This is a genomic window from Streptomyces sp. MST-110588, assembly GCF_022695595.1.
Taxonomy (GTDB): Bacteria; Actinomycetota; Actinomycetes; order Streptomycetales; family Streptomycetaceae; genus Streptomyces.
Map to the genome: position 1 here is coordinate 307,155 of NZ_CP074380.1, position 25,865 is coordinate 333,019.

The 25,865-nt window shown below is 73.4% G+C and carries 22 protein-coding genes and 3 pseudogenes; 21 read left to right on the forward strand and 4 right to left on the reverse strand.

Features of this window, described 5'->3' with window-relative positions:
- Genes KGS77_RS34510 through KGS77_RS34520 form a run of 3 tightly spaced genes read left to right on the forward strand, consistent with a single transcriptional unit; the run spans window position 1 to window position 3,993 of the window.
- A complete protein-coding gene (locus tag KGS77_RS34510; RefSeq protein ID WP_277994305.1) occupies window positions 1-2,691 on the forward strand; it encodes an amino acid adenylation domain-containing protein in 2,691 nt (896 codons plus the stop codon).
- Entirely contained in the window at window positions 2,646-3,461 is an 816-nt protein-coding gene (locus tag KGS77_RS34515) for a condensation domain-containing protein (protein WP_277994306.1), read from the forward strand. The genes KGS77_RS34510 and KGS77_RS34515 overlap by 46 nt, the downstream gene beginning before the upstream one ends.
- The gene (locus tag KGS77_RS34520) at window positions 3,343-3,993 is read left to right on the forward strand and encodes a condensation domain-containing protein (RefSeq protein ID WP_277994307.1); all 651 of its coding nucleotides are present in this window, start codon (window positions 3,343-3,345) and stop codon (window positions 3,991-3,993) included. The genes KGS77_RS34515 and KGS77_RS34520 overlap by 119 nt, the downstream gene beginning before the upstream one ends.
- Here the strand turns inward: KGS77_RS34520 and KGS77_RS01380 are convergent.
- The 3 genes and pseudogenes from KGS77_RS01380 to KGS77_RS01390 form a co-directional block, all read right to left on the reverse strand.
- The gene (locus tag KGS77_RS01380) at window positions 3,932-4,984 is read right to left on the reverse strand and encodes an FtsX-like permease family protein (RefSeq protein ID WP_242578290.1); all 1,053 of its coding nucleotides are present in this window, start codon (window positions 4,982-4,984) and stop codon (window positions 3,932-3,934) included. The genes KGS77_RS34520 and KGS77_RS01380 overlap by 62 nt on opposite strands.
- A complete protein-coding gene (locus KGS77_RS01385) occupies window positions 4,981-5,601 on the reverse strand; it encodes an ABC transporter permease (protein WP_242578291.1) in 621 nt (206 codons plus the stop codon). Before KGS77_RS01385 ends, KGS77_RS01380 begins: the two co-directional genes overlap by 4 nt.
- Window positions 5,598-6,376, reverse strand: a pseudogene (locus tag KGS77_RS01390) (ABC transporter ATP-binding protein). The gene KGS77_RS01385 and the pseudogene KGS77_RS01390 overlap by 4 nt, the downstream one beginning before the upstream one ends.
- Window positions 6,377-6,608: 232 nt before the next feature.
- Here KGS77_RS01390 and KGS77_RS01395 point away from each other — a divergent pair.
- The 4 genes from KGS77_RS01395 (at window position 6,609) to KGS77_RS01410 (ending at window position 9,228) form a co-directional block, all read left to right on the forward strand.
- Window positions 6,609-7,184: a sensor domain-containing protein gene (locus KGS77_RS01395; protein ID WP_242578292.1), complete on the forward strand. Its 576-nt coding sequence runs from the start codon at window positions 6,609-6,611 to the stop codon at window positions 7,182-7,184.
- The gene (locus tag KGS77_RS01400; protein ID WP_242578293.1) at window positions 7,175-7,948 is read left to right on the forward strand and encodes a histidine kinase; all 774 of its coding nucleotides are present in this window, start codon (window positions 7,175-7,177) and stop codon (window positions 7,946-7,948) included. Before KGS77_RS01395 ends, KGS77_RS01400 begins: the two co-directional genes overlap by 10 nt.
- Entirely contained in the window at window positions 7,936-8,580 is a 645-nt protein-coding gene (locus tag KGS77_RS01405) for a response regulator transcription factor (protein ID WP_242578294.1), read from the forward strand. Before KGS77_RS01400 ends, KGS77_RS01405 begins: the two co-directional genes overlap by 13 nt.
- 201 nt (window positions 8,581-8,781) lie before the next feature.
- Window positions 8,782-9,228 carry a Rid family hydrolase gene (locus KGS77_RS01410; RefSeq protein WP_242578295.1) on the forward strand — a complete coding sequence of 149 codons (447 nt, stop codon included), beginning with the start codon at window positions 8,782-8,784 and terminating at the stop codon, window positions 9,226-9,228.
- A gap of 53 nt (window positions 9,229-9,281) precedes the next feature.
- Here the strand turns inward: KGS77_RS01410 and KGS77_RS01415 are convergent, their stop codons facing one another.
- Complete coding sequence (locus KGS77_RS01415; protein ID WP_242578296.1) at window positions 9,282-9,479, reverse strand: hypothetical protein; 198 nt, start codon at window positions 9,477-9,479, stop codon at window positions 9,282-9,284.
- A gap of 155 nt (window positions 9,480-9,634) precedes the next feature.
- Between KGS77_RS01415 and KGS77_RS01420 the strand changes: the two are divergent.
- The 14 genes and pseudogenes from KGS77_RS01420 (at window position 9,635) to KGS77_RS34525 (ending at window position 25,838) form a co-directional block, all read left to right on the forward strand.
- Window positions 9,635-10,356 (forward strand): annotated as a pseudogene (locus tag KGS77_RS01420) (GntR family transcriptional regulator).
- A gap of 172 nt (window positions 10,357-10,528) precedes the next feature.
- Window positions 10,529-11,110 (forward strand): 2Fe-2S iron-sulfur cluster-binding protein, encoded by a 582-nt coding sequence (locus KGS77_RS01425; protein WP_242578297.1) that lies wholly within the window; start codon window positions 10,529-10,531, stop codon window positions 11,108-11,110.
- Complete coding sequence (locus KGS77_RS01430) at window positions 11,107-12,105, forward strand: xanthine dehydrogenase family protein subunit M (RefSeq protein WP_277994170.1); 999 nt, start codon at window positions 11,107-11,109, stop codon at window positions 12,103-12,105. Before KGS77_RS01425 ends, KGS77_RS01430 begins: the two co-directional genes overlap by 4 nt.
- Window positions 12,105-14,213, forward strand: a pseudogene (locus KGS77_RS01435) (xanthine dehydrogenase family protein molybdopterin-binding subunit). Before KGS77_RS01430 ends, KGS77_RS01435 begins: the two are co-directional and overlap by 1 nt.
- Before the next feature lie 472 nt (window positions 14,214-14,685).
- Window positions 14,686-16,668 carry a BTAD domain-containing putative transcriptional regulator gene (locus tag KGS77_RS01440; RefSeq protein WP_242578298.1) on the forward strand — a complete coding sequence of 661 codons (1,983 nt, stop codon included), beginning with the start codon at window positions 14,686-14,688 and terminating at the stop codon, window positions 16,666-16,668.
- A gap of 158 nt (window positions 16,669-16,826) precedes the next feature.
- Window positions 16,827-17,648, forward strand: a complete 822-nt coding sequence (locus tag KGS77_RS01445) for a BTAD domain-containing putative transcriptional regulator (RefSeq protein ID WP_242578299.1) — start codon at window positions 16,827-16,829, stop codon at window positions 17,646-17,648.
- On the forward strand, window positions 17,645-19,879 hold the full coding sequence (locus KGS77_RS01450) for a tetratricopeptide repeat protein (RefSeq protein WP_242578300.1): 2,235 nt from the start codon (window positions 17,645-17,647) through the stop codon (window positions 19,877-19,879). The genes KGS77_RS01445 and KGS77_RS01450 overlap by 4 nt, the downstream gene beginning before the upstream one ends.
- A gap of 233 nt (window positions 19,880-20,112) precedes the next feature.
- On the forward strand, window positions 20,113-21,450 hold the full coding sequence (locus KGS77_RS01455; RefSeq protein ID WP_242578301.1) for a cytochrome P450: 1,338 nt from the start codon (window positions 20,113-20,115) through the stop codon (window positions 21,448-21,450).
- Window positions 21,447-22,577, forward strand: a complete 1,131-nt coding sequence (locus KGS77_RS01460; RefSeq protein WP_242578302.1) for an acyl-CoA dehydrogenase family protein — start codon at window positions 21,447-21,449, stop codon at window positions 22,575-22,577. The genes KGS77_RS01455 and KGS77_RS01460 overlap by 4 nt, the downstream gene beginning before the upstream one ends.
- 88 nt (window positions 22,578-22,665) lie before the next feature.
- The gene (locus tag KGS77_RS01465) at window positions 22,666-23,112 is read left to right on the forward strand and encodes a hypothetical protein (protein WP_242578303.1); all 447 of its coding nucleotides are present in this window, start codon (window positions 22,666-22,668) and stop codon (window positions 23,110-23,112) included.
- A complete protein-coding gene (locus KGS77_RS01470) occupies window positions 23,034-23,900 on the forward strand; it encodes a GNAT family N-acetyltransferase (RefSeq protein WP_242578304.1) in 867 nt (288 codons plus the stop codon). The genes KGS77_RS01465 and KGS77_RS01470 overlap by 79 nt, the downstream gene beginning before the upstream one ends.
- A 54-nt stretch (window positions 23,901-23,954) precedes the next feature.
- The gene (locus tag KGS77_RS01475) at window positions 23,955-24,404 is read left to right on the forward strand and encodes an SRPBCC family protein (RefSeq protein WP_242578305.1); all 450 of its coding nucleotides are present in this window, start codon (window positions 23,955-23,957) and stop codon (window positions 24,402-24,404) included.
- A 340-nt stretch (window positions 24,405-24,744) separates the two neighbouring features.
- Window positions 24,745-25,752 carry an aminotransferase class III-fold pyridoxal phosphate-dependent enzyme gene (locus tag KGS77_RS01480; protein ID WP_242587241.1) on the forward strand — a complete coding sequence of 336 codons (1,008 nt, stop codon included), beginning with the start codon at window positions 24,745-24,747 and terminating at the stop codon, window positions 25,750-25,752.
- Complete coding sequence (locus KGS77_RS34525; RefSeq protein WP_277994172.1) at window positions 25,710-25,838, forward strand: hypothetical protein; 129 nt, start codon at window positions 25,710-25,712, stop codon at window positions 25,836-25,838. The genes KGS77_RS01480 and KGS77_RS34525 overlap by 43 nt, the downstream gene beginning before the upstream one ends.
- The last annotated feature ends 27 nt before the right edge of the window (window positions 25,839-25,865 follow it).

The window sequence follows — 25,865 nt, forward strand, 5'->3', positions numbered from 1 at the left end:
CTGACGCGCCGGGCCGCACAATGGGGCGTCACGCTCAACTCGATGGTCGAGACGGCCTGGGCGCTGCTGCTGGCCCATCTGACCGGGCGCGCGGACGTGGTCTTCGGCGTCACCGTCGCCGGTCGCCCCGCCGAGCTCCAGGGGGCCGCCGACCTGGTGGGTCTCTTCGTCAACACCGTGCCGCTACGGGTGCGTATCGACCCCGGGGAGCGGCTGGGCGACCTCGTAACGCGCGTACAGAGCGAGCGCGCGGAGCTGCTGGACCACCAGCACCTGGGGCTGAGCGACATCGAGGAGGCCGTGGGCGCGGGCCGGCTCTTCGACACCGCGCTGGCCTTCGAGAACTACCCCCTGGACGCCGCGGGGTTCAGCGTGCCGGCGGCCGGGGTGCGGGTGGAGTCCGTGGAGGTGCACGACGGCACCCATTACCCGCTCTCGCTCGCCGTCCTGCCACGCGAGAACCGGCTCGTCTTCCGGCTGCGGCTGCGCGAGGGCGCGCTGTCCTGGCCTGGTGACGCCGCCGAGCTGGGTGAACTGCTGCTGGCCTGCTGTGCGGCGCTCGCCGCGGCGGACGACGGGACGGGCGGCGGCGAGACGGCCGACGGCGACACGACCGATGGCAACACGACTGCCGGCAACACGACTGCCGGCGACACGACCGACGGTGACACGGAGGAGCAGCGCACAGGGAACCAGGGACCAGGGAACCAGGGCGCAGGTACGGCGGGGCGGCTGTCCCTCTTGTCCGCCGAACACCGCCGTACCGTGCTCGGTTGGGGCACCGGCCCGGACCCCGACCCGGCCGTACGGAACCAGGACGCCCCTGAGCACCCTTTCTCCCTCCCCGCCGCCTTCGAAGCGGTCGTGGCCCGGCACCCCGGCCGGGTGGCCCTGTGGTCGCAGGGGCAGGAGATCACGTATGGCGAACTCGACGCCCGCGCCAACAGGCTGGCCCGGCACCTGGCCCGCGGCGGCGCCGGATTCGGTACGCCGGTGGCGGTGGAGTCCGAGCGCTCGCCCGAGGTGGCGGTCGCCTACTTGGCGCTGGCCAAGCTCGGTGCCGTCTGCGTCCCGCTGCACCCGGGCCTCCCGCCGGAGCGCCGTCAGTGGATCCTGCGGCACACCGGTACGGAGCTGACGCTCGACGATCTCCCCGCCGCCGAACGCGCCGCCCGCGCCGAGCCCGCGAAGGGCCCGGGCACGCGGGTGCCACCGTCCCTGACCGCCTGCGTGATCTTCACTTCCGGCTCCTCCGGCCTGCCCAAGGGGGTGGCGCTGACGCACGGGAACATCCTGACGCGGGCGCTGGACCCCCTGTGGCGGGGGCCGGAGCACGAGCGGGTGCTCTTCCACAGCCCGCACGCCTGGGACATGGGCCTGTTCGAGGTGTGGATGCCGTTGCTCACCGGGCGGCGGTCCGTCGTGGCACCCGCGGGTGACCTGGAGCCCGCGGACTACCGCCGGGTGATCGAGGCGGGCGGGGTGACGTCCGCGCTGCTGACCGCGGGGCTGTTCGACGTGATCGCGCAGGAGTGTCCCCAGGCGCTGCGCGGGCTGCGTGCCGTGGCCGCCGGCGGGGACGTCCTGCCGCCGGCCGCGGTACGGCGCGCCCGCCGGGCCGCGCCGGGACTGCGGGTGTTCAACCTCTACGGTCCCGTGGAGACCACCGCGTACGCGGCGGGGTACGAGGTCCCCGCCGGGCCTGCGCAGGACCCGCGGCCCCTGCCCGTCGGCGGACCGGCCCCCGGCACCCGCGTCCTGCTGCTGGACCCGGCGCTGCGGCCCGTACCCCCGGGCGTGCCCGGCGAGATCCACCTCGCCGGCGGCGGCACGGCCCAGGGCTACCTCGGCGGGCCCGGCCGGACCGCGGAACGTTTCGTCGCGGACCCGTACGGCCCGCCGGGCAGCCGGATGTACCGTACGGGAGACCTGGGCCGCTGGGACTCGGCCGGGCGGCTGCACTTCCTGGGCCGCACGGACCGCCAGCTCAAGGTCAACGGTTTCCGGATCGAGCCCGGGGAGATCGAGGCGGCGCTGAGCCGCGAGCCCGGTGTGGGCGTAGCCGCCGTGGTCGCGCGCGGAACCGGCCCCTCGGGCAAGGCGCTCATCGGGTACGTGGTGCCCGACGGCCCACTGGACACCGGCGAACTGCGCGCCGGGCTGGCCGCGAAGCTGCCCGCCCATATGGTGCCCGCCACGCTGATCACGCTGGACGCGCTGCCGCTGACCCGCAACGGGAAGGTCGACACCGCCGCGCTGCCCGCTCCGGAGCCCGGGGGAACGGCGGCCGGGGCCCGGCCCGTACGCCCCGCCAGCAGGTGCTGGCCGCGCTGCTCGCAGATGTGCTCGGCGTGCCCGACGTGGGCGTCGAGGACAACTTCTTCGCGCTCGGCGGCAATTCGCTCTCCGCCGTCCGGGTCACCGGCCGGATCCGCGCCGAACTGGGCGGCGAGGTGTCGGTACGGGATCTGTTCGAGGCACCCACGGTGCGGTCCCTGGAACAGCGGATGGAACGGCGGATGGAACAACGGGCTGAACAGCGGACGCAGGGCGCGCGCGACGAGCAGGCCGCGGCACCGGCCGGCCCGCGGTGGACTCCCGGCCCCCGCCCGGCGGTCATCCCCCTCTCCCCCGCCCAGAAGCGCCTGTGGACGGTCAACTACCTCGGGGACCACCGGCCGGACTACGTGACCTCACTGCCCGTCGAGTTCCACGGCGCGCTGGACGTCCCGGCGCTGTGCGCGGCCGTCGGGGACCTCGTCGAGCGCCACGAGGTGCTGCGTACCGTCCTCCCGTACGGACCGGGCGGGCCCGAGCAGCGCATCCTGCCGCCGGACCGGGCACGCCCGGACATCCGTACAATCGAGGTGCCGGAAGCCGAACTGGACGAAGCACTGGCGGCCGGCCTCTCACAGGGCTTCGACCTGGCGACCGAACTCCCCCTGCGGGTACGGCTGTTCCGCTTCGGGCCCGACCGGCACGTCCTGCAGTTCGTCCTCCACCACATCGCCTTCGACGGACATTCCCTCGCTCCGCTGCGCCAGGACCTGCGCACCGCCTACCTGGCACGGGCCGCGGGCGAACGGCCCCGCTGGCCCGCCCCGGCGGTCCAGTACGCCGACTACACACTGTGGATGCGCGACCGCCTGGGCGCGCAGGACGACCCGGACAGCCGGGCGGCCGGGCACGCCCGCTACTGGCAGGAGGCACTCGCCGGCCTGCCGCAGGACCCGGCGCTGCCACGGGACCCGGAACTGCCGGACGACGGCGCCCCCCCCGGCCCTCGACCCCACCCCGGCCCTCGCTGCCGACCGCGGACCGGCGGACACCCTGTCCGTCGTCCTGGACCCGGACACCCACGCCAGGGTCGCGGCGAGCGCGCGGGAGTGCGCCGCGAGCACGTACATGGTGGTGCACGCCGCCCTCGCAGCCGCGCTCGGCGACGCGGGAGCGGGCCGTGACCTGCCCATCGGCCTGCCCCTGAGCGGTCGCGACGAAGCGGCGCTGGACGGTCTCATCGGCTGCGTGGTCAACATGGTGGTGCTGCGCACCGACACCTCGGGCGAACCCACCTACCGCGAACTGATCGGCCGGGTACGCGACCGTCTCCTGGCCGCCCACGACCACCAGGACTTCCCCTTCGACCGGGTGGTGGAGCTGCTCAACCCGCCCCGCTCCTCCCGGCGGCACCCGGTCTTCCAGACCGCCGTGACGTATCTCCACCTGGACCCGGCCGCCGGCGAGGAGACCTGGCCGGACGGTCCGAGCGTCCGTATCCGCCCGATGCCTCTGGCCCACACCGAACTGGACCTCCTCTTCCAGTTCCGTGAGCTGCGCGACCCCGGCAACGGCCCGGGCGGCATCGAAGGAGAACTGCTCTACTCCTCATCCCTCGTCACCAAGGAGACCGCAACCCACATCGTCGACTCCTTCAAGGCCCGGCTGTCCGCCTTGTGCACCGACCTCGACGCCCGCGTCGACGTACGCAGGTGACGGGTGGCCGCCCCGTGACAGCCGTGCCGTCACCCCGGTCAGCCGTCCTCCCGCGCCGCCCGTACGGCGCGGGTGCGCAGGACGAGAACCCCGGCACCAGCACGCCCAGCAGCCCCAGCCCGGCACAGCCCGCCACCACCTTCGCCAGTGACAGCCACGGCAGCACGTCCCACAGGCTGCCGGGGTACCCGCCACCGGCCGGCGCCGACAGCCGCCCGGCCAGCCCGGTGAGACAGCCGGCGGCCACGGCGCCGGCCAGGACCAGCCCGACGAGCACCACGGTCAGCGACTCCCAGCCGAGCATCCGCAGCAGTTGCCCGCGGGTGGCGCCCGCCAGCCGGAGGGCCGCGAACTCCGGTCGTCGCCGGCGCGTGGCGACGACCACGGTGTTGAGGATCCCGGCGCCCGAGAAGAGGGCCAGCGGCACCATCAGGACCCGCATGCCGACCGCGTTGCGCTCCCGTTGCTTCACGGGGTCGGCAGCACGCCGCGCCCCGGGCGGCGGAGCGCCGGCACCCGTCCGCGCCGGGCCGTACGCGGAGACTTGACCGTACGCGGACGTATGGGCGTACACCGGCACCCGGCCGTACGCGGACACATGACCGCGCGCAGACGTCCGGCCGTGCGCGGGCGCGTCAGCCGCCGTCCGCGCGACCGCCTGCGAGGCCGCGTGCGAGACCGCCTGCGAGGCCGCGTTGCCGCACAGCAGCAGCGCGCTCACGCCCGCCGCGAACAGGACCGGACCCGCCATGGCCGCGACCCGCCGTACGGCGCCGGCACCGTTCGCGGCGGCGAGGCCGCCCGAGCAGCGGGACAGCAGCCGGCCCGGCAGCGCGCACACCGCGCCCAACGGCCGCACGAGCGCCGGGGAGAGCAGCCAGATGCCGGCCAGGAGCAACAGCCCCAGCGCCAGAGCACCGTTCACGGCGGCTGCGGGGCCGCTCCGGTGCCCGTACCGGCTCCAGGCGGCCCAGCCGAGGGCGAGCGTCACCGCCCCGCCACCGCGCGCCCCGGCGGCAGCGCGCGGCGCTCCACCGTGGCCTCCCGCAGGGCGGCGACGGCCGGTACCCGCAGCGGTCCGCGCACCGCCGCCAGCGCGGCCGGCACCGAGACGGCCACCACACACCCCGCCCCCAGTACGAAGCCGAGCGGGGAGAAGCCCGCCGTGGGCCCGTACGGCAGCACCTCGTTGCGGATCAGCCACCCGAGGACCGGTCCCGCCACGGCGCTTCCGGCCGCGGCCCCCACCAGGCCGCCCAGCGCACCGGCCACCGCGGCCCCGGTGACGAGCCGGGTGCGTATCTGCCCGGGTGTCGCCCCGATCAGACGCAGCGTCCCGATCTCCCGGCGGCGCTGCTGCACCACCAGGGACAGGGTGTTGGCGACCAGCAGCAGCGTCGCCAGGCCGGAGGTGCCGCCGACCAGGCCGAGCAGCGCCTGCACCGTCTTCTCCGGCCCGTGCCCCGGCCCGGCCCGGTGGACCCGGTCCAAGACCGTGATCAGTACGGTGAGCAGGGCCGCCCCCATGGCGGTGGCCACCGACGCGCCACCGTACCGGCCGGCCCGCGCACGGATACCGCGCGTCGGCGTACTCGATCGGACGGTCACGACGTCACCCCCGCCGTGCAGGCCGCGATCCGCTCCGCCGAGACCTCGCGCCCGGTCAGCCGGTCCGCCAACCGCCCGTCGGCGAGCACCAGCACGTCATCGGCCCACCGCGCCGCGTGCGGATCGTGCGTCACCATCACCACCGTCGTCCCCAGTTCGTCCACGGCGCCACGCAGCAGGGCCAGTACGTTCTGGCCACCGGCCCGGTCCAGCGCGCCGGTCGGCTCGTCGGCGAAGACCACATCGGGCCCGGTGATCAGCGCGCGGGCCAGCGCGACCCGCTGCCGCTGGCCGCCCGACAGCTCGGCCGGCCGGTGGCCGCGCCGGTCCGAGAGCCCGACCCGGTCCAGCAGGCGCGTCAGCCGGCGGGCGTCGGGCCGGCGCCCGGCGAGCCGTAGCGGAAGGGTCACGTTGGCGGTGACGGTCAGGGCGGGCAGGAGGTGGAAGTCCTGGAAGACGAATCCGACGTGGTCCCGCCGCAGCAGGGTCAACTGCCGCTCGGACAGGCCGGCCAGCGCATGGCCGGCCAGCTCCACACTCCCCGGGTGGGCCGTTCCAGGCCGGCCGCGCAGTGCATCAAAGTCGACTTTCCGGAGCCCGAAGGCCCGGTGACGGCGGTGAAGGTGCCGCGGCGGAAATCATGGCTGATCTCGTGGAGGGCGACGACCGCGCCCGGCCCTCTGCCGTGCACCTTGCCCACCGAGCGCAGCCGTACGGCATGGCCGCCGTCCCCCGGTCCGGTTCCGGGACCGGCCCCGGAACCGGGACCGGGCACGGGTGCGGACGCGGACGCGGACCCTCGCCCGTATCCCGAGTCGTCATGAGGCCGTTGCGGGCGTATCGATGTCATGGCCCAAGTCAACGGCGCGCACCGCCCGCCGTCGGTGGAGCGCGGTGGAGACCCGGGGTAGACCTGGGTCTACTCTTGATCAGCCGTACGGAAGCGCCGGGTGTCCGGACCGGAACGGACGTCGGGGACCGGGACGAGGACGCAGGTGGGGGGACGGGTGCCAGGGCGCGCGCCGGCGAGGGCCGTACGGGAGCGGGCGGCGGCGACGGCCGTACGGGCCCGGCGGCGGGCCGCGACAGCAGTCGCACGAGTACGGGGCCCGGCCGCGCGGCTGGGACGCTCGGCCGGATATCTGGCCGGCGGCTTCCCCATCGGCCAGGTCTGGCTGATCGTCGCCGCGCTCGCCGCCACGGTGGGACTGGCGACCGCCCTGCTGCTCGTCGGCCTCCCCCTGCTCGCCCTGGCAGCCCTGTCGGGGATCGCGGTGGGCGCGGTCGAGCGGGCCCGCCTGCGGTGGTTCACCGGTACGCCCGTCCCCTCACCGCACACACCGGTGACCGGCGGGCCGTTCGCCTGGGCCCGGCGCCGGCTGACCGAGCCGGCGACGTGGTGGGAACTGGCCTACGCCGTGTTCCACTGTCTGCTGTCCTTCGCCGACTTCGTCCTGGTCATCGGCGGGCTGTCGCTGTCCGCCGCGCTGCTCGCCGCCCCGTACTGCGCCGCCTGGCCCCGGACGGCGAACTGCGCACCGCGGTCTTCCGTGCCACCTCGGACGTACAAGCCGTGGCACTGACGCTCTGTGGTGCCGTCCTGCTGGCCCTGTTCTCCTGGGTGCTCACCCGGTATGCCGCGGCCCGCGCCCGACTGGCCGCGAGTGTGCTGACCCGGGGTCGCGCCGAGGACGGGGACGGTGGCGGGCCGGACCGGCGCATCGGGCAGTTGGTGCGGTCGCGGGCCCGCATCCTGGGCGCGTACGACGCCGAACGGCGCCGTATCGAACGCGATCTGCACGACGGGGCGCAGCAGCGGCTCACCGGCCTCATCATGACGCTGGGCCTGGCCCGCCTGGAACTGCCGGACGCCCCGCCGGCGGCGCGCGAACTGCTGGAAACGGCGTACCGGGAGGCCCGTACCACCCTGACCGAACTGCGTGACCTGGTGCACGGCATCTACCCGTCGGTGCTCACCGACCGGGGCCTGCCCGCGGCGCTCACGCGCCTGGCGGAGGACTCCGCCGTACCGGTGGAGCTGGACGTGGACCTGCCCGAGCGGCCCTCGGAGGCGGTGGAGGCCGCGACATACTTCGTGGCCTGCGAGGCGCTGGCCAACGTCGCCAAGCACAGCGGCGCGGCCACGGCCCGGCTGTCGCTGCGGCGGCGGGGTGCGCGGCTGGTGCTGGAGGTGTACGACGACGGGGTGGGCGGCGCCGACGCCGAGTCGGGCAGCGGGCTGCTGGGGCTGGCCGACCGGGTCGCCGCTTTCGAGGGCACCGTTCATCTGTCGAGCCCGGCCGGCGGGCCGACCCTGTTGCATGTGGAGATTCCATGCGAATCGTGATCGCGGAGGATTCCGCCCTGTTGCGCGAGGGCCTCGTGCAGATCCTGGAGAAGTTCGGCCACCAGGTGAGCGCGGCGGTCGACAACGGGCCCTCGCTCCTGGCCGCGGTGCGCGAGCACCGCCCCGGCATCGCGGTGGTCGACGTCCGGCTGCCGCCCGGCTTCCGGGACGAGGGGCTGCGCGCCGCACTCGCCCTGCGCGCGGAGTTCCCGGACCTGGCGGTGCTGGTGCTCTCGCAGTATCTGGAGGCGGACTACGCCGCGGAGCTGCTGGAGTGCGGCAGCGCGGGGGTCGGCTATCTGCTCAAGGACCGGGTGGGCGATGTGCTGGAGTTCCTCGACGCGGTACGGCGGGTGGCCGGCGGGGAGACCGTCATCGACCCGGAGATCGTACGGAAACTGCTGCGCAGCCGCCGCGGGCGGTCCCGCGTTCAGGAACTGACGCCCCGTGAGACGGAGGTGCTGGAGCTGATGGCGGAGGGGCGCTCCAACTCCGCCATCGCCGGCACGCTGGTGGTCAGCCAGGCAGCGGTGGCCAAGCACATCGGCAACATCTTCGACAAGCTGGGCCTGCACACCCGCGACACCGACCACCGCCGGGTCCTGGCCGTCCTGGCCTACCTCCGCCGCTGACAGCCCGTGTTCCCCCACCTCTTCGGCGCCTTCGGCATCTTCCGCGTCTTCGGCATCGATCCCCTCCTGGTCGGACGTCAAAGGGACGCCCGGGCCCGAAAACAGGAGGCGGAAGCCGGAACCGACTTGGCAGGATGACCGCACTTCCGCACTTCCGCACTTCCGCGCTTCCACGCCCGACGCGAAAGGACCCGAGCGACCGTGACTCGTGCCGTCACCCTGATCCGCTCCGACTCCCTGTCCGACATCGCCGAGTACGCCTACGCGGCCACGGCACCCGCCGACTCACGGCTCATCTTCCTCGCCGGGGCCTGCCCGCTGAACAAGGACGGTTCCACGGCCGCGGTCGGTGACTACGCGGGCCAGGCGGCGAAAGCCGTCGACAACATGCGCACCGCGCTCGCCGCCTCGGGCGCCTCGCTGGAAGACGTCATCAGCACCCGGGTCCTCGTCGCGTCCACGTGCCGGACGGACCTGGTGACCGCCTGGCAGGTGGTCCGCGACGCCTTCGGCGACCACGACGTCCCCAGCACCTTGATGGGCGTCACCGTCCTCGGCTACGCCGACCAGCTCGTCGAGATCGAGGCCGTCGCCGCCGTCCTCGATTCTCAGGCGCCCGGAACGAGGCACAGCCGACTCGGCGCGTGAGAGCACAGTGGCCGACGGAACCCGAGTCTTCGTAGGGGCCGGCCACAGGGGACTCACTGGTGTCCCTCCGGGTGGCGTCGCATGTAGACGTTGCAGTCGCTGACGGTGGTCATGTCACCTACCGCGCGGGCCCGGTCGCGCACCTTGTCCAGTTCGGCGCACCCCGCACAGCCTTCGACCGGTGTCGGCTCCACGTCCAGGCGCAGCGGGAGATCGACCGGCGGGGTCGAGTATCTGATCGGTTCCGTCACTGCTCATCGCCACCTTCGAACGACACATGGCCGACCCCTTGACAGGCCGGTGCTCCAGTTCAGTATTCGAGTGGCCGAAGCGCTACCGCTACGGTTCGCAGTGCACTAGCGTACTCTCGGTGACGGGTCGTCAACTCTATGGAAGGGCAGGCCCCATGCCCAGCCCCAAGACGTTCACGAAGGTCGCGGATCACTTCCGCGAGCGCATTCTGTCGGGGGAGCTGGCACCCGGCACCAAGCTGCCGACCAACCGGGAGATCGCCGGCCAGTGGCAGGTGGCAGCCGCCACCGTTTCGCGGGCCTTGCAGGCTCTCCAGGTGGAGAACTTCATCCGTACCACCCGCGCGGCACCTACGTCGCCGACGATCCTCGCTGGACCCTGTCGGCGCGGGACCGGCTGGCCAGGGTTCAGCGGGTGAAGTCGTTCCTGGCGGAGGGGGAGACGAGCCGGGTGACGGCGGCCGAGCTGATCGTGCCGCCGCTGTACGTGGCGGAGATCTTCGATCTGGCGGCCGGGGATCAGGTGGTGCGGCGCGAGTGGCTGGCCGGGCGGGGCAGGACCAGGACGGTGTTCGCGGTGACCTGGTATCCGGCTCCGTTCGCCGCGCTGGTTCCGGATCTGCTGAACACCGCTCCGGGTCGCAATCACGGACTTTCGGCCCGGGTTCTGGAGGCGACCGGCCGCACGGTCACCCACGCCCGTGACGACCTGCACGCGCGCCCCGCCGACGCCCGCGAGGCCGGTGCCCTCGCGCTGCCGGTCGGCTCGCCGGTGCTGGCCGGTGCCCACAGGTGGTCGGATGCGGAGGGGGTCATCGAGTACGGGGAGTGGTGTCTGCCGCCCCGGTTCACGATCGGGTACGAGTACCAGCCCTGACGGGCGGCGGCCCGGGGTGGGCTCCGTGGGAGCGGTGGGAGGCCCGCGTCGGGTGGTGGGGCCGTACCGGTGGGTTTGCCGGCGGCAGGTTTAGTGGTGGCCGTCCCAGGTTAGCCCGAAGGGCTGTGCCGCGGTATGCCGCGGTCCCGGCCCACCGGAAGGAACCGGCGACGTGAATACGAGTACCGCGCTGTCCCTGCGGATCAACGGCGAGCTGTTCTCCGCCGTCCTCGACCACCGCACCACGCTGCTGGACCTGCTGCGCGAGCACGCCGGGCTGACCGGCGCCAAGAAGGGGTGCGACCACGGGCAGTGCGGGGCCTGCACCGTCCTGCTGGACGACCGGCGGAGGGGAGAAACAGCAGGGGAAGGCGGGAGGCACGGGGACGGTGGTCAGGCGGGGGCGCCGCGCCGGGTCAATTCGTGTCTGGTGCTGGCGGTGTCGGTCGCCGGGGCGCGCGTCACCACCGTCGAGGGACTGGCGGACGGCGACCGGCCGCACCCGCTCCAGCAGGCGTTCGTCGACCACGACGCCTTCCAGTGCGGCTTTTGCACGCCCGGCCAGCTCTGCTCCGGTGTGGCGGTGATCGCCGAGGCACGGGCGGGGCGGCCCAGTGCCGCATCCCCGCCGGGGGTGCCGGACGGTCCGGTGGAGCTGACCGCGGCGGAGGTACGGGAGCGGATGAGCGGCAACCTGTGCCGCTGCGGAGCGTACGCGCACATCGTCGACGCCGTACAGGAGGTGGCGCGATGAAACCCTTCCGCTACGAGGTGCCCAACGACGCCTTCACGGCCGCGGCGATGCTGACCGACGAGCCGGGAGCCGCCTTCCTGGGCGGGGGTACGAACCTGGTCGACCTGATGAAGCTGGGGGTGGAGACGCCCGCGTTCCTGGTCGACGTCAGCCGGCTGCCGCTGGATGAGGTGACCCGTACCGAGACCGGCGGGCTGCTGATCGGCGCCACGGTACGCAACAGCGCGCTGGCCGCGCACCCCGCCGTACGGGCCGGTTATCCGGTGCTCTCCCAGGCGCTGCTGGCCGGGGCGTCCGAGCAGTTGCGCAACATGGCCACCACCGGCGGGAACCTGCTCCAGCGCACCCGCTGCCTGTACTTCCAGGACGTCGCCAAGCCCTGCAACAAGCGGCGGCCGGGCTCGGGCTGCCCCGCGCGTACGGGTGTCCACCGCGATCTGGCGGTGCTCGGCGCGTCGGAGCACTGTATCGCCACCCACCCTTCCGACATGGCCGTGGCGCTGGCCGCGCTGGACGCGCAGGTCCACTGCACGGCGGCCGGCGGGTCCCGGTCGCTGCCGCTGACCGAGCTGCACCGGCTGCCGGGGGACGCGCCCGAGCGGGACACCGTGCTGCGGCACGGTGAGCTGATCACCGGTGTCGAGCTGCCCTCCCCGGTGCCCGGTGCCCGTTCGGCCTACCGCAAGGTCCGCGACCGGGCCTCCTACGCCTTCGCGCTCGCCTCCGTCGCCGCGGAGCTGCGCGTACGCCAGGGGCGGGTGGAGCACGTACGGCTGGCGTTCGGCGGGCTGGCGGCCAAGCCGTGGCGGGCGGAGAGCGCGGAGGAGGAGCTGCTGGGCGCGCCGGCCACCGAGGAGAGTTTCGTGCGTGCCGCCGAGGCCGAGCTGCTCGCCGCGCGCCCGCTGAGCGAGAACGCCTTCAAGGTGCCGTTGGCGAGGCGGCTGGCCGTCGCCGTGCTGACGGATCTTGCCGCACCCGACGCGAGGGATCAGTGATGAACACCAGCTCCTCCCTTCCTCCCTCCGCCGCGCTGGGCTCGCCCGTCGCCCGTCTGGAGGCCGGTGAGAAGGTCACCGGCGCAGCGCGTTACGCCTGCGACCACCTGCCGCAGGGCATGCTGTACGCCTGGCCGGTCCCGGCCGGCATCGCGCGCGGGGGTCACCTCCGTGGGCGCCGAGGCGGTACTGGCCGACCCGGACGTGGTGGCCGTGCTCAGCCACGAGAACGCGCCGCCTTTGAAGGAGGGGGACGACGCGACGCTGATGGTCCTGCAGTCGCCGCACGTGGCGCACCGCGGCCAGATCGTCGCGCTCGTCGTGGCCCGGACCCTGGAGGCGGCGCGGGACGCGGCCCTGACGCTGCCCGTCACTTATCAGGAGGAACCCCACGACGTTGTGCTGACGCTCGATCACCCGGGGGTGTACGCCCCGCAGGAGGCCAACGGCGGGCAGCCCGCCGACCGGGAGCGCGGGGACTTCGACGCCGCCTTCGCCGCCGCGCCGGTCCGTATCGACGCGCTCTACACCGTGCCGCCGCTGCACAACCACCCGATGGAGCCGCATGCGACCACCGCCGTGTGGGAGGAGGACCGGCTGACCGTCTACGACTCCAACCAGGGGTCGACCGCCGTCCACAAGGCGCTGACCGGGCTGTTCGGGCTGTCGCCGAGCCAGGTGCGGGTGGTCACCCCGCATGTGGGCGGCGGGTTCGGTTCCAAGGGCACCCCGCGGCCGGTGGTCGTCCTGGCGGCCATGGCCTCATGTGTCACCGGCCGTCCCGTGAAGCTGGCGCTGCCGCGTCAGCAACTGCCGGCCGTCACCGGCCACCGCTCCCCCACCCTCCAGCGCCTGCGCCTGGGAGCCGACCGTGAGGGGCGCATCCAGGCGCTGGCCCACGAGGTCACCACGCAGACCTCGACCGTCAAGGAATTCGTCGAGCAGGCCGCCTCTCCCAGCCGTGTCATGTACGTCTCCCCGCACAGCCGCACCACCCACCGCGTCACCCGCCTCGACGTGCCCACGCCGTCCTGGATGCGGGCGCCGGGCGAGACGCCGGGAATGTTCGCGCTGGAGTCGGCCGTCGACGAACTCGCCCAGGCGTGCGGCATCGACCCGGTGGAGCTGCGGCTGCGCAACGAGCCACGGACCGAGCCGGACAGCGGCCGGGCCTTCAGCAGCCGGCAGCTCACGCGGTGTCTGCGCGAGGGGGCCCGGCGCTTCGGCTGGGAGCGGCGCGATCCCACGCCCGCGAACGACCGGCGGGGACGGCTGCTCATCGGAACGGGAGTGGCCGCCTCCACCTATCCGGTGATCGTCTCACCCGCGAAGGCCCGGGCCCACGCCACGGAGGACGGCCACTTCCACGTACGGGTCGACGCCACCGACATCGGCACCGGCGCCCGTACCGTCCTGACCCAGATCGCCGCGGACGCCCTGGGCGCGCCGATGGCGCGGGTGCGCGTGAGCATCGGGTGCAGCGACCTGCCCCCGGCGGGGTCGCGGGCGGCTCCAGCGGCACCGCGTCCTGGGGCTGGGCGGTCCACAAGGCGGCCACGGAGCTGCGCCGGAAGCTGGCGGAACACGGCACTCCGCTTCCCGCCGACGGCCTGACGGCGGACGCGGACACCGCCGAGGACGTCAAGGCCGGGCAGGAGTACGCCCGGCACGCCTTCGGCGCGCAGTTCGCCGAGGTGCAGGTCGACTCCGCCACCGGTGAGACCCGGGTGAGCCGTCTGCTGGGGGTCTTCGCCGTGGGCCGGATCCTCAATCCGCGCACCGCCCGCTCCCAGTTCCTGGGCGCCATGACCATGGGCCTGGGCATGGCGCTGACCGAGGGCAGCACCATGGACGCGGAGTTCGGTGACTACGCGGAGCGCGACCTGGCCTCGTACCACGTGCCCGTGAACGCCGACGTCCGGGACATCGAGGCCCACTGGCTGGAGGAGGAGGACCCCCACCTCAACCCGATGGGCTCCAAGGGCATCGGCGAGATCGGCATCGTCGGTACGGCCGCGGCCGTGGCGAACGCGATCTGTCACGCGACCGGCCACCGCCCGCGCACCCTTCCCGTCCGACCCGATTCCCTTTTGCCGCATTTGCCCTGAACGCCGGGACGTTGGGAGGGGACAGGAGAGAGAGTCTGGACGGTCCGCGGAAAAAATACCGGAAGGTTACTGGAGGTAACCTCCAGTTCCCGTATCGGAACACGGCCGAAAACCGCTGGGCACCCGGATATCGCAGGAATGTTTCACAAGGCGCACAGGTTCCGGCGGGCAGGCCCGCGGGCCGCCCGCAGGCCCCCTTCGGGCACCGCCCGATGTCGGCCAACTCGTTCTCGTACTGCGAAGAGCGCATATGGGATGACGTATAAAGGAACCACCGTCGGCGGGAGCCCGTCATGCTCATCGAAGAGCCGCCGGGGAGTGCGGACCGTGCGCCGCCGGGACATCGAGGTCCCGAAAGATCCGGTGGATTGTCCGTGGCGCATCGGGGGGATGCACTGCACATGCAGGTAATGGGCCCGGGGGCGCGGTGGCAGTCCTGGCACCGCCCTCCCATCGGCAACAGGGACGAGGAATGACCGGCGGCGAGTTGCTGCGTTTCACCGTGCTCGGCCGGCTGCGTGCGTGGCAGGGCGACAATGAGGTGCAGTTGGGTTCGCGTCAGCAAAGAACTTTGCTGGCGTTGCTGTTGCTGCGCCAGGGAGAACCCGTCACGACCGACGCGCTCGTGGACGCCATGTGGGGGCAGGACCCGCCCGCCCGCGCGGTGGGTACGTTGCGTACGTACGTCTCCCGGCTGCGCAAGGTCCTGGAACCGGAGCCGGGCGGTGGCGCCGCCCCGAGCATCCTGGTGTCCGTATGGGACGGATATGCGATACGGCTCCCCCGGGAGGCCGTTGATCTCGGCGATTTCGACAGCTATGTCGCCGGGGCCGAGCGGGCGCGCGCCGCCGGACGGCTCGCCGAAGCACGGGACATGCTCCGCGCCGGCCTGGCCTTATGGGGGGACGAGCCGCTACCGGGGCTCTCCGGACCCGGGATCCAGGCACAGCGCGACCTGCTGACCGAGCGTCGGCTGATGGCGCTGGAAGCCCGCTTCGACCTGGATCTGCGGCTGGGTGAGCATGCCGCGGTGATCGGCGAACTGACGGCGCTGGCCGCCCGGCACCCGCTGCGCGAGCAGCTCTGCGGCCTGCTCATGCTCGCGCTGCACCGCAGCGGGCGTACGGCGGAGGCGCTGGCCGCCCATGAGCACACCCGGCGCACGCTCGCCGACGAGTGCGGGCTGGAGCCGGGGCCCGAGCTGACCGCGCTGCTGCGGCGCATCACGGCGGAGCAGGCCCGCCCGGCCGCGCCGGAGCCGGAGCGGGCGCCCGGGACCGCCCGCGGGCCCTCGTCGCCCGCGCCCGCCCAGTTGCCCGGGGACATCGCGGACTTCACGGGCCGCGGGCGCGAGGTGGCGGAGCTGTGTGCGCTGCTGGACGCGCCCGAGGGGTCGGCCGCGACGGTGGTGGCGGTCTCCGGCATCGGCGGGGTGGGCAAGAGCGCGCTGGCCGTCCACGCCGCCCACCAGGTCCGTACGCATTTTCCGCAGGGCCAGCTCTACGCGGACCTGCGGGGCCCGGACGGGCAGCCGGTCGATCCGGCGACCGCGCTCGGATCGTTTCTGCGCGCCCTGGGCGTGCCCGACACCGACGTGCCCGAGGGACTGGCGGAACGGGCCGGGCTCTTCCGTACCCGTATCGCCGACCGGCGGCTGCTGATCCTGCTGGACAACGCCCGGGACGCCGGACAGATCCGGCCGTTCCTGCCCGGGACGGCCTCCTGCGCCGTCCTGGTCACCAGCGCCACGAAACTGGCCGGCCTGCCCGCCGCCCGGCTGCTCCACCTGGACGTCATGTGTCCCGAGGAGGCGGGCGCGCTGCTGCGGCGGGTGGTCGGCGAGGAGCGGGCCGACGCGGAGCCGGAGGCGACCGCCCGGCTGGCCAGCACCTGCGGCTGGCTGCCGCTGGCCCTGCGCATCGCCGCCGCCCGGCTGGTCACCCGCCCGTCCTGGACGCTGTCCTACCTGGCCGAGCGGCTGTCGGACCAGGAGCGGCGGCAGGCCGAACTGCGGGTCGCCGATCTGGCGGTGGAGACCGCCTTCCAGCGGGAGTACGGCCGCCTGGACGACCAGCAAAAGCGCACCTTCCGGCTGCTGTCGCTCGCCGACGCGCCGGACATCACCTCGGCGGTGGCCGCCGTGGCGCTCGACCGGCCGCAGGAGGACGTCGAGGCTTTATGCGAGTCGCTGGTCGACGCGAGCCTGCTCGAATCCCCCGCGCCCGGCCGGTACCGCTTCCACGACCTGCTCAGATCCTTCGCCCGCGGCTGCGCACGGGCGGAGGAGAAGTCGGTGACCCGCGCGGAGGTCCGGCGTCGGCTCGTAAGGAGTTATGTGCCGCCCTGCGGCCGGTTTCTGCAGGCGGTCATCCCCTCACGAACCGCCCTGCGAGAGAGCGCGGCGGCCGGACCGGCCCTCCGCCGCGTAGTGGCCGTGTCGGGCTGCTCGGCGTGACGGGCCGTCACCGAGCAGGGTGAGGGAGGCAGGGAAGGCGAGGGAGGCCGGAGCCAAGGGGCGACACGGCCGGATGGAGCCTCCGGTAGGAGCGCGGAAGAGAGCTAGGCTAATGGGGCATTCCATGGCAAACCGCTCTCCCCGTCTTGGAGTTGACCATGCGCGCCCCGTCCCCCTCCCCCTCCCCGTCCACCCCTCTCCCTTCCCCCCTGCGCTTCTGTGTCCTTGGCCCGCTGCGCGTGCTGGTCGACGGAAAGGAGACGCCGGCCGGACCGCCGCAGCAGCGCGCGGTGCTGTGCGCGCTGCTGCTGCGCCCCGGCCGGCGCGCGTCCACGCATGCGCTCGTGGACGCCGTGTGGGGCGCCGACGCCCCGGCCCTGGCGCTCGGCGCGCTGCGCACGTACATATCGCGGCTGCGGCAGTCGCTGGAGCCCGAGCGGCTGCCGCGCGGCGCGGCGCGGGTCCTGGTCTCCGGCGACTTCGGCTACGCGCTGCGGCTGGACCCGGACGCCGTGGACCTGACGGACTTCGACCGGCAGGTGCGCGGGGCCGACGAGGCCCGCCGGGCCGGACGGCTGGAGGAGGCGCGGCGGTCTCTGGTCTCGGCGCTGGAGCTGTGGCGGGGTGAACCGCTGGCCGGTATCCCCGGGCCGTACGCCGCCACCCAGCGGCGCCACCTCTCCGAGCGGCGGCTGACGGCCCTGGAGGCACGCTGGGAGGTGGAGCTGGAACTCGGCGGGCACACCTCCGCCATCGTCGGCCTCGGTGCGGTCGCCGTCGAACATCCCGTACGGGAACGGCTCCAGGAACTGCTGATGACCGCCCTGTACCGGGCGGGCCGCCAGGCCGAGGCGCTGGAGGTCTACGCCCGCACCCGCAAGGCACTGGTCGCCGAGATGGGGCCGAGCCGAGCCCCGCCCTCGCCGGCCTCCAGCGGCGCATCCTGGCCGGCCAGGAACCGGCCCCCGACCGATGTGTGACCGCGGAGAGCAGCCCCGTCCCCGCCATCCCTTCGGCACGGACCGCCGCGTCTCCCGCCGCCTCCCTGGTACGGACCGCCACCTCACCCACCACCGCGCTGCGGCTGCCCGCGGACACCGCGGACTTCACCGGGCGCGAGGAGGTCGTGGCCCGGCTGTGCGAGGCGTCGGCCAACGGGCAGGTGGTGGCCATCAGCGCGATCAGCGGTATGGGCGGCGTCGGCAAGACCGCCCTGGCCGTGCATGTCGCCCATCGGGTACGTGACCGCTTCCCCGACGGGCAGCTCTTCGTGGACCTGCGGGGCAGCGAGACCAGCCCCGCCGAACCCGCCCGGGTCCTGGGCGACTTCCTGCGCGCCCTGGGCGTGGACCCCGGGCACGTCCCGGCGCTGACCGCCGAGAGCGCGGCCCTGTACCGCTCGCTGCTGGCCGACCGCAAGGTCCTGGTCGTCCTGGACAACGCCCGCGACCTCGCCCAGGTTCGCGATCTGCTGCCCGGTGGCCCGGGCTGTGCGGTGCTGCTGACCAGCCGGGCCCGGCTGGTCGGGCTCAGCGGGGCCACGCTGGTCGACCTGCGGGCCCTGTCGCCCGATGAGGCGATGGCGCTGTTCACCCGGATCGTGGGCGTGGAACGCGTACGGGCCGAACGGGAGGCCGCGCTCGCGCTGCTCGCCGACTGCGGCCATCTGCCGCTGGCGATCCGTATCGTCGGGGCCCGGCTGGCCGCGCAGCCACGGCAGCGGATCGGGCGGACCGCGACGGCGCTGGCCGACGAACGCCGCCGGCTGGCCGAACTGTCCGGCGGCAGCGACGCGGTGGAGACGACGTTCCGGCTGGGGATCAGCCAGCTCGACGCCGAACAGGGGCGGGCCTTTCGGCTGCTGGCCCTGCCCGACGTGCCGGAGGTGACGCTGTCCGCCGCGGCGGCGCTGCTGGGCCGCTCGGAGCAGGACGCGGAAGCCCTGTGCGAGACCCTGGTCGACCTGAGCCTGCTGGAGTCCGTGGCGGCGGGCCGCTACCGGTACCACGACCTGCTGCGGCTGTTCGCCCGTCAGTCGGCGGCCGAGGAACTGCCGGCCGAGGAGCGGGACGCCGCGCTCGCCCGGCTCCTGGAAGCCTCGCTCGCGGTCGCCCGGGACGCGTACCGCACCGCGACGGCGGGCGACGCCTTCCCCACCGACAGCGGCTCCAGGAGCGGTACCAGGTCCCCCGCGTCCCTGCGCCCGGTCGGCCGCTTCGCCACCCAGAAGCAGGCCACCGCCTGGCTGCTGGACGAGCAGCCCACCCTGCTGGCCCTGGTGGAGCAGGCGTCGGGCATCTGGCGGATCCCGGCCGGCCTGTGTGCCGACCTGCTGCTGGCCACCGATCCGCTGGGGCGCAACAGCACCCAGCCGTACGGGCTGGAGCGGGCGGCGCGGGCGGTGTGCGCGGCGGCCGAGCGGGCCGGCGACGCCGGGGCCGAGGCCATCGCCCGGTACATGCTGGGCGGCGCGTTCGCCATCCGCTTCGACCTGGCCGCGGCCCTGCCCGATCTGCGCCGGGCGGCCGACATCTGCCGCCGTACCGGCCGGCCCGCGCTGCTCGCGCACGTGCTCAACGCCCTGGGCGGCTGCGCCTTGGGGCTGCGCGACTTCCCCGCCGCGCTGGCCCATTTCTCCGAGGCGCTGGCGCTGACCGAGTCCGCCGGCAGTCCGAGCTGCCGGGCCTTCACCCTGGGGTTCCTCGGTATCGCGCAGTTGGCGACGGGTCAGCCGCAGGCCGCGCTGGAGTCCGGACAAAACGCCCTGGCGATCACCCGGGAGACCGGTGACAGCTCGGGCGAGGCCAACGCGCTGCGCAACCTCGGCCAGATCTGCCTGTGGACGGGGCGGACGGAAGAGGCCCTGGACTGTCTGCACCGCAGTCTCGACCTGTGGCGCGGGGCCGGGTCGCTGTTCCGCGAGTCGCTGCTGCTGGGTGCGCTCGCCGAGGCCCACAACATGGCGGGGCGGCCCGAGGAAGCACTCGGGTACGCGCAGGAGGCCCGGGACATCGCCGCACGGCACGGCGACGGCTACTTCCTGGGCCGGGCGCTCGCCCAGCTCGGCCACGCCTGGGCGGCCCTGGGCCGGCCCGAGCAGGCCGCCCCCGCCTACCGGCGGGCACACGAGTTGTTCACGGGGCTCGGCATGCCCGACGCCCAGGACATCGCGTCGCACGTACAGAATCTGAAGGACGTAAAAGGCGCGTAAAGGACGTACGGAGCAGACGAGTTCACATATCGAATACTTGACCGCATCAACGGAAAAGTTGACGACGGCATCAACAAGCTGTTGATCGAGGATCGACGCAGGTACGGCGCCCATCGCGCAAGGCGGTGGGCGCCGTCGCGCGTCCGGCGCCCGGCTACCCGCTGATACCTCGTTGACAGTTCATTGACCGGTCGCTGATTTGCCCGTGCCAGGCTCGTTCCTGCCTGCCCCCGATGCCCCGACCGCACCCGACCGGTGCCGCGACGGAGGCACCGCCCGCCCGGCCGGCGGGCGCGGGCCGCACCGACCGCCCTTCCCCCGAGATTCCCGAGGTTTCCCTGGTGGACCCCCAAGCCGTTCTCTTCTCCGTCTTCACGCCCGAGGGACGGGAGAATCCCTTCCCCGCGCTGGAGACCCTGCGCGAGATCGCCCCCGTCTACTACGAGAAGGAACTCGACACCTTCTTTCTGACCACCTACGCCGACTGCCAGGCCGTCCTGACCGACCCGACGTTCAAGACCCCCGACCTGACCTGGTGCGAGGACCACCTGCCGGACTGGCGCGAGCACCCGGCGGCCGACTTCTTCTACTCCTCGATGCTGCGCGCCAACCAGCCGGACCACACCCGGCTGCGCAGGCTGGTCAGCGGCGGCTTCACGGCCCGCCGGGTGGCCGCCCTGGAGTCGGCCATCGAGAAGATCACCGACAGTCTGCTCAACGACCTGGCCGACGCCACCTGCGACGGCGGCAGCGCCAACTTCCAAAACCTCGTCGGCTACCCGCTGCCGGTGGCGGTGGTCGGCGAGCTGATCGGGGTGCCGGAGGCCGACCGGCCGCAGTTCTGGCAGCTCGGCCGGGACGCCAGCCGCCTGCTGGAGCCCGTACGGTCCGAGGAGGACTGGGCGCTCGCCGACCGGGCCGTCACCCAACTGCGGGAGTACTTCCGCGAGCTGGCCGCCCGGCGGCAGCGGGTCCCGGCCGACGACCTGGTCACCACCTTGATCAAGGCCAAGGAGGGTGACGAGCGGCTCACGGAGGACGAGGTGATCGACACCCTGGCCCTGGTGTTCGTCGCCGGCTTCGAGACCACCACCAGCCTGCTGGGCCTGACCACCCACGCCCTGCTGACCCACCCCGACCAGCTCGCCCTGATCAAGCAGGACCCGGACCTGGTACCGCAGGCCGTCGAGGAGTCGCTGCGCTGGGACACGCCCGTGCAGATGACCGAGCGCATCGCCGGGCGGAAGACCGAGATCGGCGGGGTGACCGTCCCGGAGGGCGCCAACGTCACCACCGTGATGGCCGCCGCCAACCGCGACCCGCGCCAGCACCCCGACCCGCACCGCTTCGACGTACGGCGCACCGGCACCAAGGTCCTGAGCTTCAGCGCCGGGCCCCACTACTGCCTGGGCGCCGCGCTGGCCCGCCTGGAGGGCTCGGTGGCCGTCCGCCGGCTGTTCGAGCGCTTCCCGGACCTGGCGCTCGCCGGCACCCCGCAGCGCCGCGAGTCCTTCAGCCTGCGGGCCTACGAGAACCTCCCCGTCACGACCTCCGGAAAGGCCGGTAAATGAGCTTCCTCGATGTGGAACGGTCCGTACTGGACACGCTGCTGCCGGGCCTGGACGCCGCGCTGGCACAGCACCCGCTGATGGAGCTGGAGGGCCCCTCCAGCCCGGCGATCCCCCTCTTCCGCGAGGCCAACGGGCCGGCCCTGCTGGTGCCCGCGCAGAACACCGGCATCGGCGCGACACCGTTGCAGGCCGTACGGGTCCAGCGGGCCCTCGGCGCCCGCTGCCCGTCGCTGGCGGTGGCCACCACCATGCACCACTTCTCCGTCGCGAGCCTGGTGGAGACCGCCAAGCACGGCGCCGGCTTCGAGTGGATGCTGCTGGAGGCCATCGCGAACGAGCGGATGCTGCTCGCCTCGGGCTTCGCCGAGGGCCGTACCGGGCAGTCCATCCTGCGCCCGGCGATCACCGCGGAGCGCCGTGGCGACAAGGTCGTGCTCAACGGCAGCAAGAAGCCGTGCAGCCTGGCCCGTTCGATGGACCTGCTCACCGCGTCGGTGACGATGAAGGACGAGGACGGGGTGGAGCGGCTGGCGGTGGCGATCGTCCCGGCCAAGGCCGAGGGCGTGTCCGTACGGCCCTTCTGGCGCAGCACCGTGCTGGCGGGCGCCGAGAGCGAGGAGGTCGTCCTGACCGATGTCGCGCTGGACTCGCAGATGGTGGTGCTCACCGACGTCACCGCGGACTCCGTCCTGGACTCCCTGAACGTCGCCGGCTTCCTGTGGTTCGAGCTCTTGATGACCGCGGGCTACCTGGGAACCGCCGGTGCCCTGGTGGAGCGGGTGCTGCGGCACGGCGGCGGCTCGGCGGCCGACCGCGCCGCGATGGTCACCGACCTGAACGCCTCGATGCTGGCCGTGGAGGCGGTGGCCGGTGCGATGGCGGACGAGGAGTGGTCCGAACGGCTGCTGGTCAGCGCCCTGACGGCCCGTTACGCCGCGCAGGACGCGATCGCCCGGACCACCCAGGCCGCGCTGGCCGCTCTCGGCGGGATGTCGTTCATCAGCTCCGACGAGGGGACCTACCTCGCCTCGGCCGCCACCGGGCTGAACTTCCACCCGCCCTCCCGCGGCCGGATGGCCGAGCCGCTGTGTGCGGCTCTGGACGGCCACCCGCTGCGCGTCGGCTGACGGCCCGCCCGGCACCGCGGCCCGCGCGCCGCACGTGTGGCCCGCGCGCCGCACGTCCACCTCCTCATCCCCTCGGACAGGTGAATCCATGACTTCGGACAGCGGTCGCCCCACGGCACCGGACCGCGGTACCCTGGCACCCTCAGCACCCGCACCCACACCCACACCCGCGCCTTCCACGGCCCCGGCCACCGGCACCCGCCGTACGGTCCAGGTGCTGCCCAGCGTCCAGGACATCCCCGCGGACGTATGGGAGGAGCTGGCTCCCGCGAACGACCCCATGTGGGGCCGGCAGATCTTCGCCGCCATGGAGAAGGGCGCCATCGGCCCCGACTCCTACGGTTACGTGGTGGTCCGCGAAGGGTCCGACATCGTGGCGGTGCTGCCGATGAGCGCCCTGCGGGGGCTGCAACTGGACAAGGTGGTCGGCCCCGTGAGCGCCGGATGCTGTCCCCGGTGCGCAAGGTGGCCCCCGGCCTGCTGCGGGTGCCCATGCTGTTCTGCGGCAACTTCATCGGCCAGGGCCACGTCCTGAGCCGGGGGCCGCTGACGGCGCCGGTGGCCGAACTGCTGGTGCGGGCCGTCCTGGGCCACGCCCGGCGCCACCGGCTGGGCACGGTCGTCTTCAAGGACTTCGCCGACGAGGCGATGGCCACGCTGCGCCCGGCCCTGGAGCGGCACGGCTTCTTCTTCATGCCGAGCCTGCCGGACACCGAACTGCGCCTGGGGCATGCCTCGTTCGAGGAGTACCTGACCTCGCTGTCCGCCAAGCCGCGCCGCAACGCCCGCAGCAAGCTCCGCAAGTTCCGGGCCCGTACGGACCTCCGTATGGAGGTGCTGACGGACTTCGCCCACCTGGAACCGCAGATGCTCGGTCTGTACGAGCAGGTGATGGAGCGCGCCGACCAGACGCTGGACGTCCTGGACGCCACGTTCCTGCGGGCGCTGCGGGAGAGCGACGGGCTGGACCAGCGCCTGGTCGCCTGCTTCGAGGGCGAGCGCCTGGTCGCGTATCTGCACTGCTTCTTCCGCGGCAGCGGCGCGATCGGGGCGCGGATCGGCCTGGACTACCGGCTGGCGCACGAGGCCCGGCTCTACCACAACGTCCATTACGCGGCCATCGAGCTGGCCATCGCCGAGAAGTGCGAGCACATCAGGTTCGCGCAGACCGCGTACGAGCCCAAGCGGGAACTGGGCTGCGAACTGGTCGAGCAGTCCTACGCGATGACCCACGTCCGTCCGCTGCCGCGGGCCGTCCTGCGGCGTCTGCTGCCCCAGGCGCTGGCGGCGGCGCGGGCGGAGGCACTGGCGCCCAAGTCCTGACCTGCCCCGCTCCCTTACACCTCACTCCCCTCCTCTACCGGAAAGAAGATCCTCATGCCCCGAGTCGAAGTTGAACTGCACATCGCCGCGCCGCCCGCCCAGAGCTGGGATGCGGTCGTGGACGTGGAGAGCTACTCCCAGTGCATGGACAGCGTCCAGTCCGTGAAGATCGTCGAGCAGACCGGCCCGGACACCAGGTCCACGGCGTGGTCGGTCCACCTCAAGGGCTCCGTCCTGGAATGGGTCGAGGCCGAGCGGATCGACCACGAGGCGCGGCGCTTCGACTTCCACCAGCTCAGCGGCGACCTGGCGCACTTCGTCGGCCACTGGGCCGTCCGGCCGGCCGACGGCGGCGGCAGCCTGGTCTCGCTGCACGTCGAGTTCGAGATCGGCATACCGCTGCTCGCGGAGATGCTCAACCCCGTCGCCGCCACCGCGCTGCGGGAGAACGCACAGCAGATGCTGGCCGCCCTCGAACAGCGGCTGACCGCCGCCGAGCGCTGACCGCACCCTCCCTCCCCAACGCCCCCCTTTACCCGCTCTATTCACTTTCCTCCCCTTTACCCCCCTTCCCGGCCTTTCGCGCATCGCGCACGGCGGCCCGGCACGGCCCGGGCCGCCGCCCACCGACCAGGAGGTCACCTGTGGTTGCCGCACCGCAGCCCGTACGTCAGCACACCGACCCGGCAGGTCAGACCGGCCCCGTACCGCCCGCCGAGGTCTTCGACAAGCTCCGTGCCCACCTCTCCCCAAGCTCGCGCTGACCGGCAAGTTCGCCGGCCGGGGCGCGGTCGAGGCGTCCTCCGAGGGCTCCCGCGTCACCCTCTCCGACGGCCGCTCGGCCCTGGACTTCGGCTCCTACGCGGTCGCCCTGCTCGGCCACCGCAACCCGGACGTGGTGGCCGCCGTCCACCGGCAGCTCGATGTGATGCCCACCTCGACCCGGAGCCTGGCCAACCCGGTGATGGCCGAGGCCGCCGCCCAGCTCGCCGCCTACCTCGGCGGCACCCTGCCGAAGGTCTACTTCGGGCTGAACGGCGCCGACGCGGTGGAGGTCGCGGTCAAGCTGGCCCGGCTCGCCTCCGGGCGCGACCGGGTGCTGGCGGTGCACGGCGGCTACCACGGCAAGTCGCTGGGCGCGCTCGCGCTGACCCACAACCCGATGTTCCGCACCGGGCTGCGCGGCGCCACCGTCGACGTCGTACACATCGACCCCGAGGACCCGCAGGCGGTGGCCAAGGAGATCGCGCGCGGCAACATCGCGGCACTGGTCTTCGAACCGGTGCAGGGCGAGAACGGGGCCCTGCCGCTGCCGCTGGACGTCCTGCGGACCTGGTCGCGCGATGCCAAGGAGCACGGCGCCTTCGTCATCGCGGACGAGATCCAGTGCGGTCTGCGGCGCTGCGGCGAGCGCTCGGTGGCGCTGGCCGAGGGGCTGCCGGTGGACGCCGTACTGGTCGGCAAGCCGCTGGGCGGCGGTGTGGTGCCGCTGTCCGCGGTGGTGTGCTCCCAGGAGATGTACGAGCCGCTGAGCGCCGACCCGTTCCTGCACTCGGCGACCTTCGGCGGCCACCCGCTGAGCTGCGCGGCGCTGCCCGCCGCACTGAAGGCCATCGAGGAACTGGCCGACCACGGGCGCTCGCTGGGCGAGACCCTGGCTGCCGGACTGCGCTCGCTACGCGAGCGGCACCCGGAGGTGATGCGCGGATTCACCGGGCGTGGCCTGCTGTGGGGCATCGACTTCAGCGCCGCGCACGCCGCCGGTGAGGTCGTGGTCGAGCTCGCCAACGCCGGCCTGCTCGTCTCGCCGTGCCTCAGCCGCCCCACCACCGTACGGCTGCTGCCCCGCTGACCACCACCCACGCCGAACTGGAACAGGCGCTGGAGATCCTCGACCGGGCCCTGACCGCCGCGACCCGTGCCGTCGCCGCCGCCTGACGCGGCGACCGGACATCCAAGGAGCTT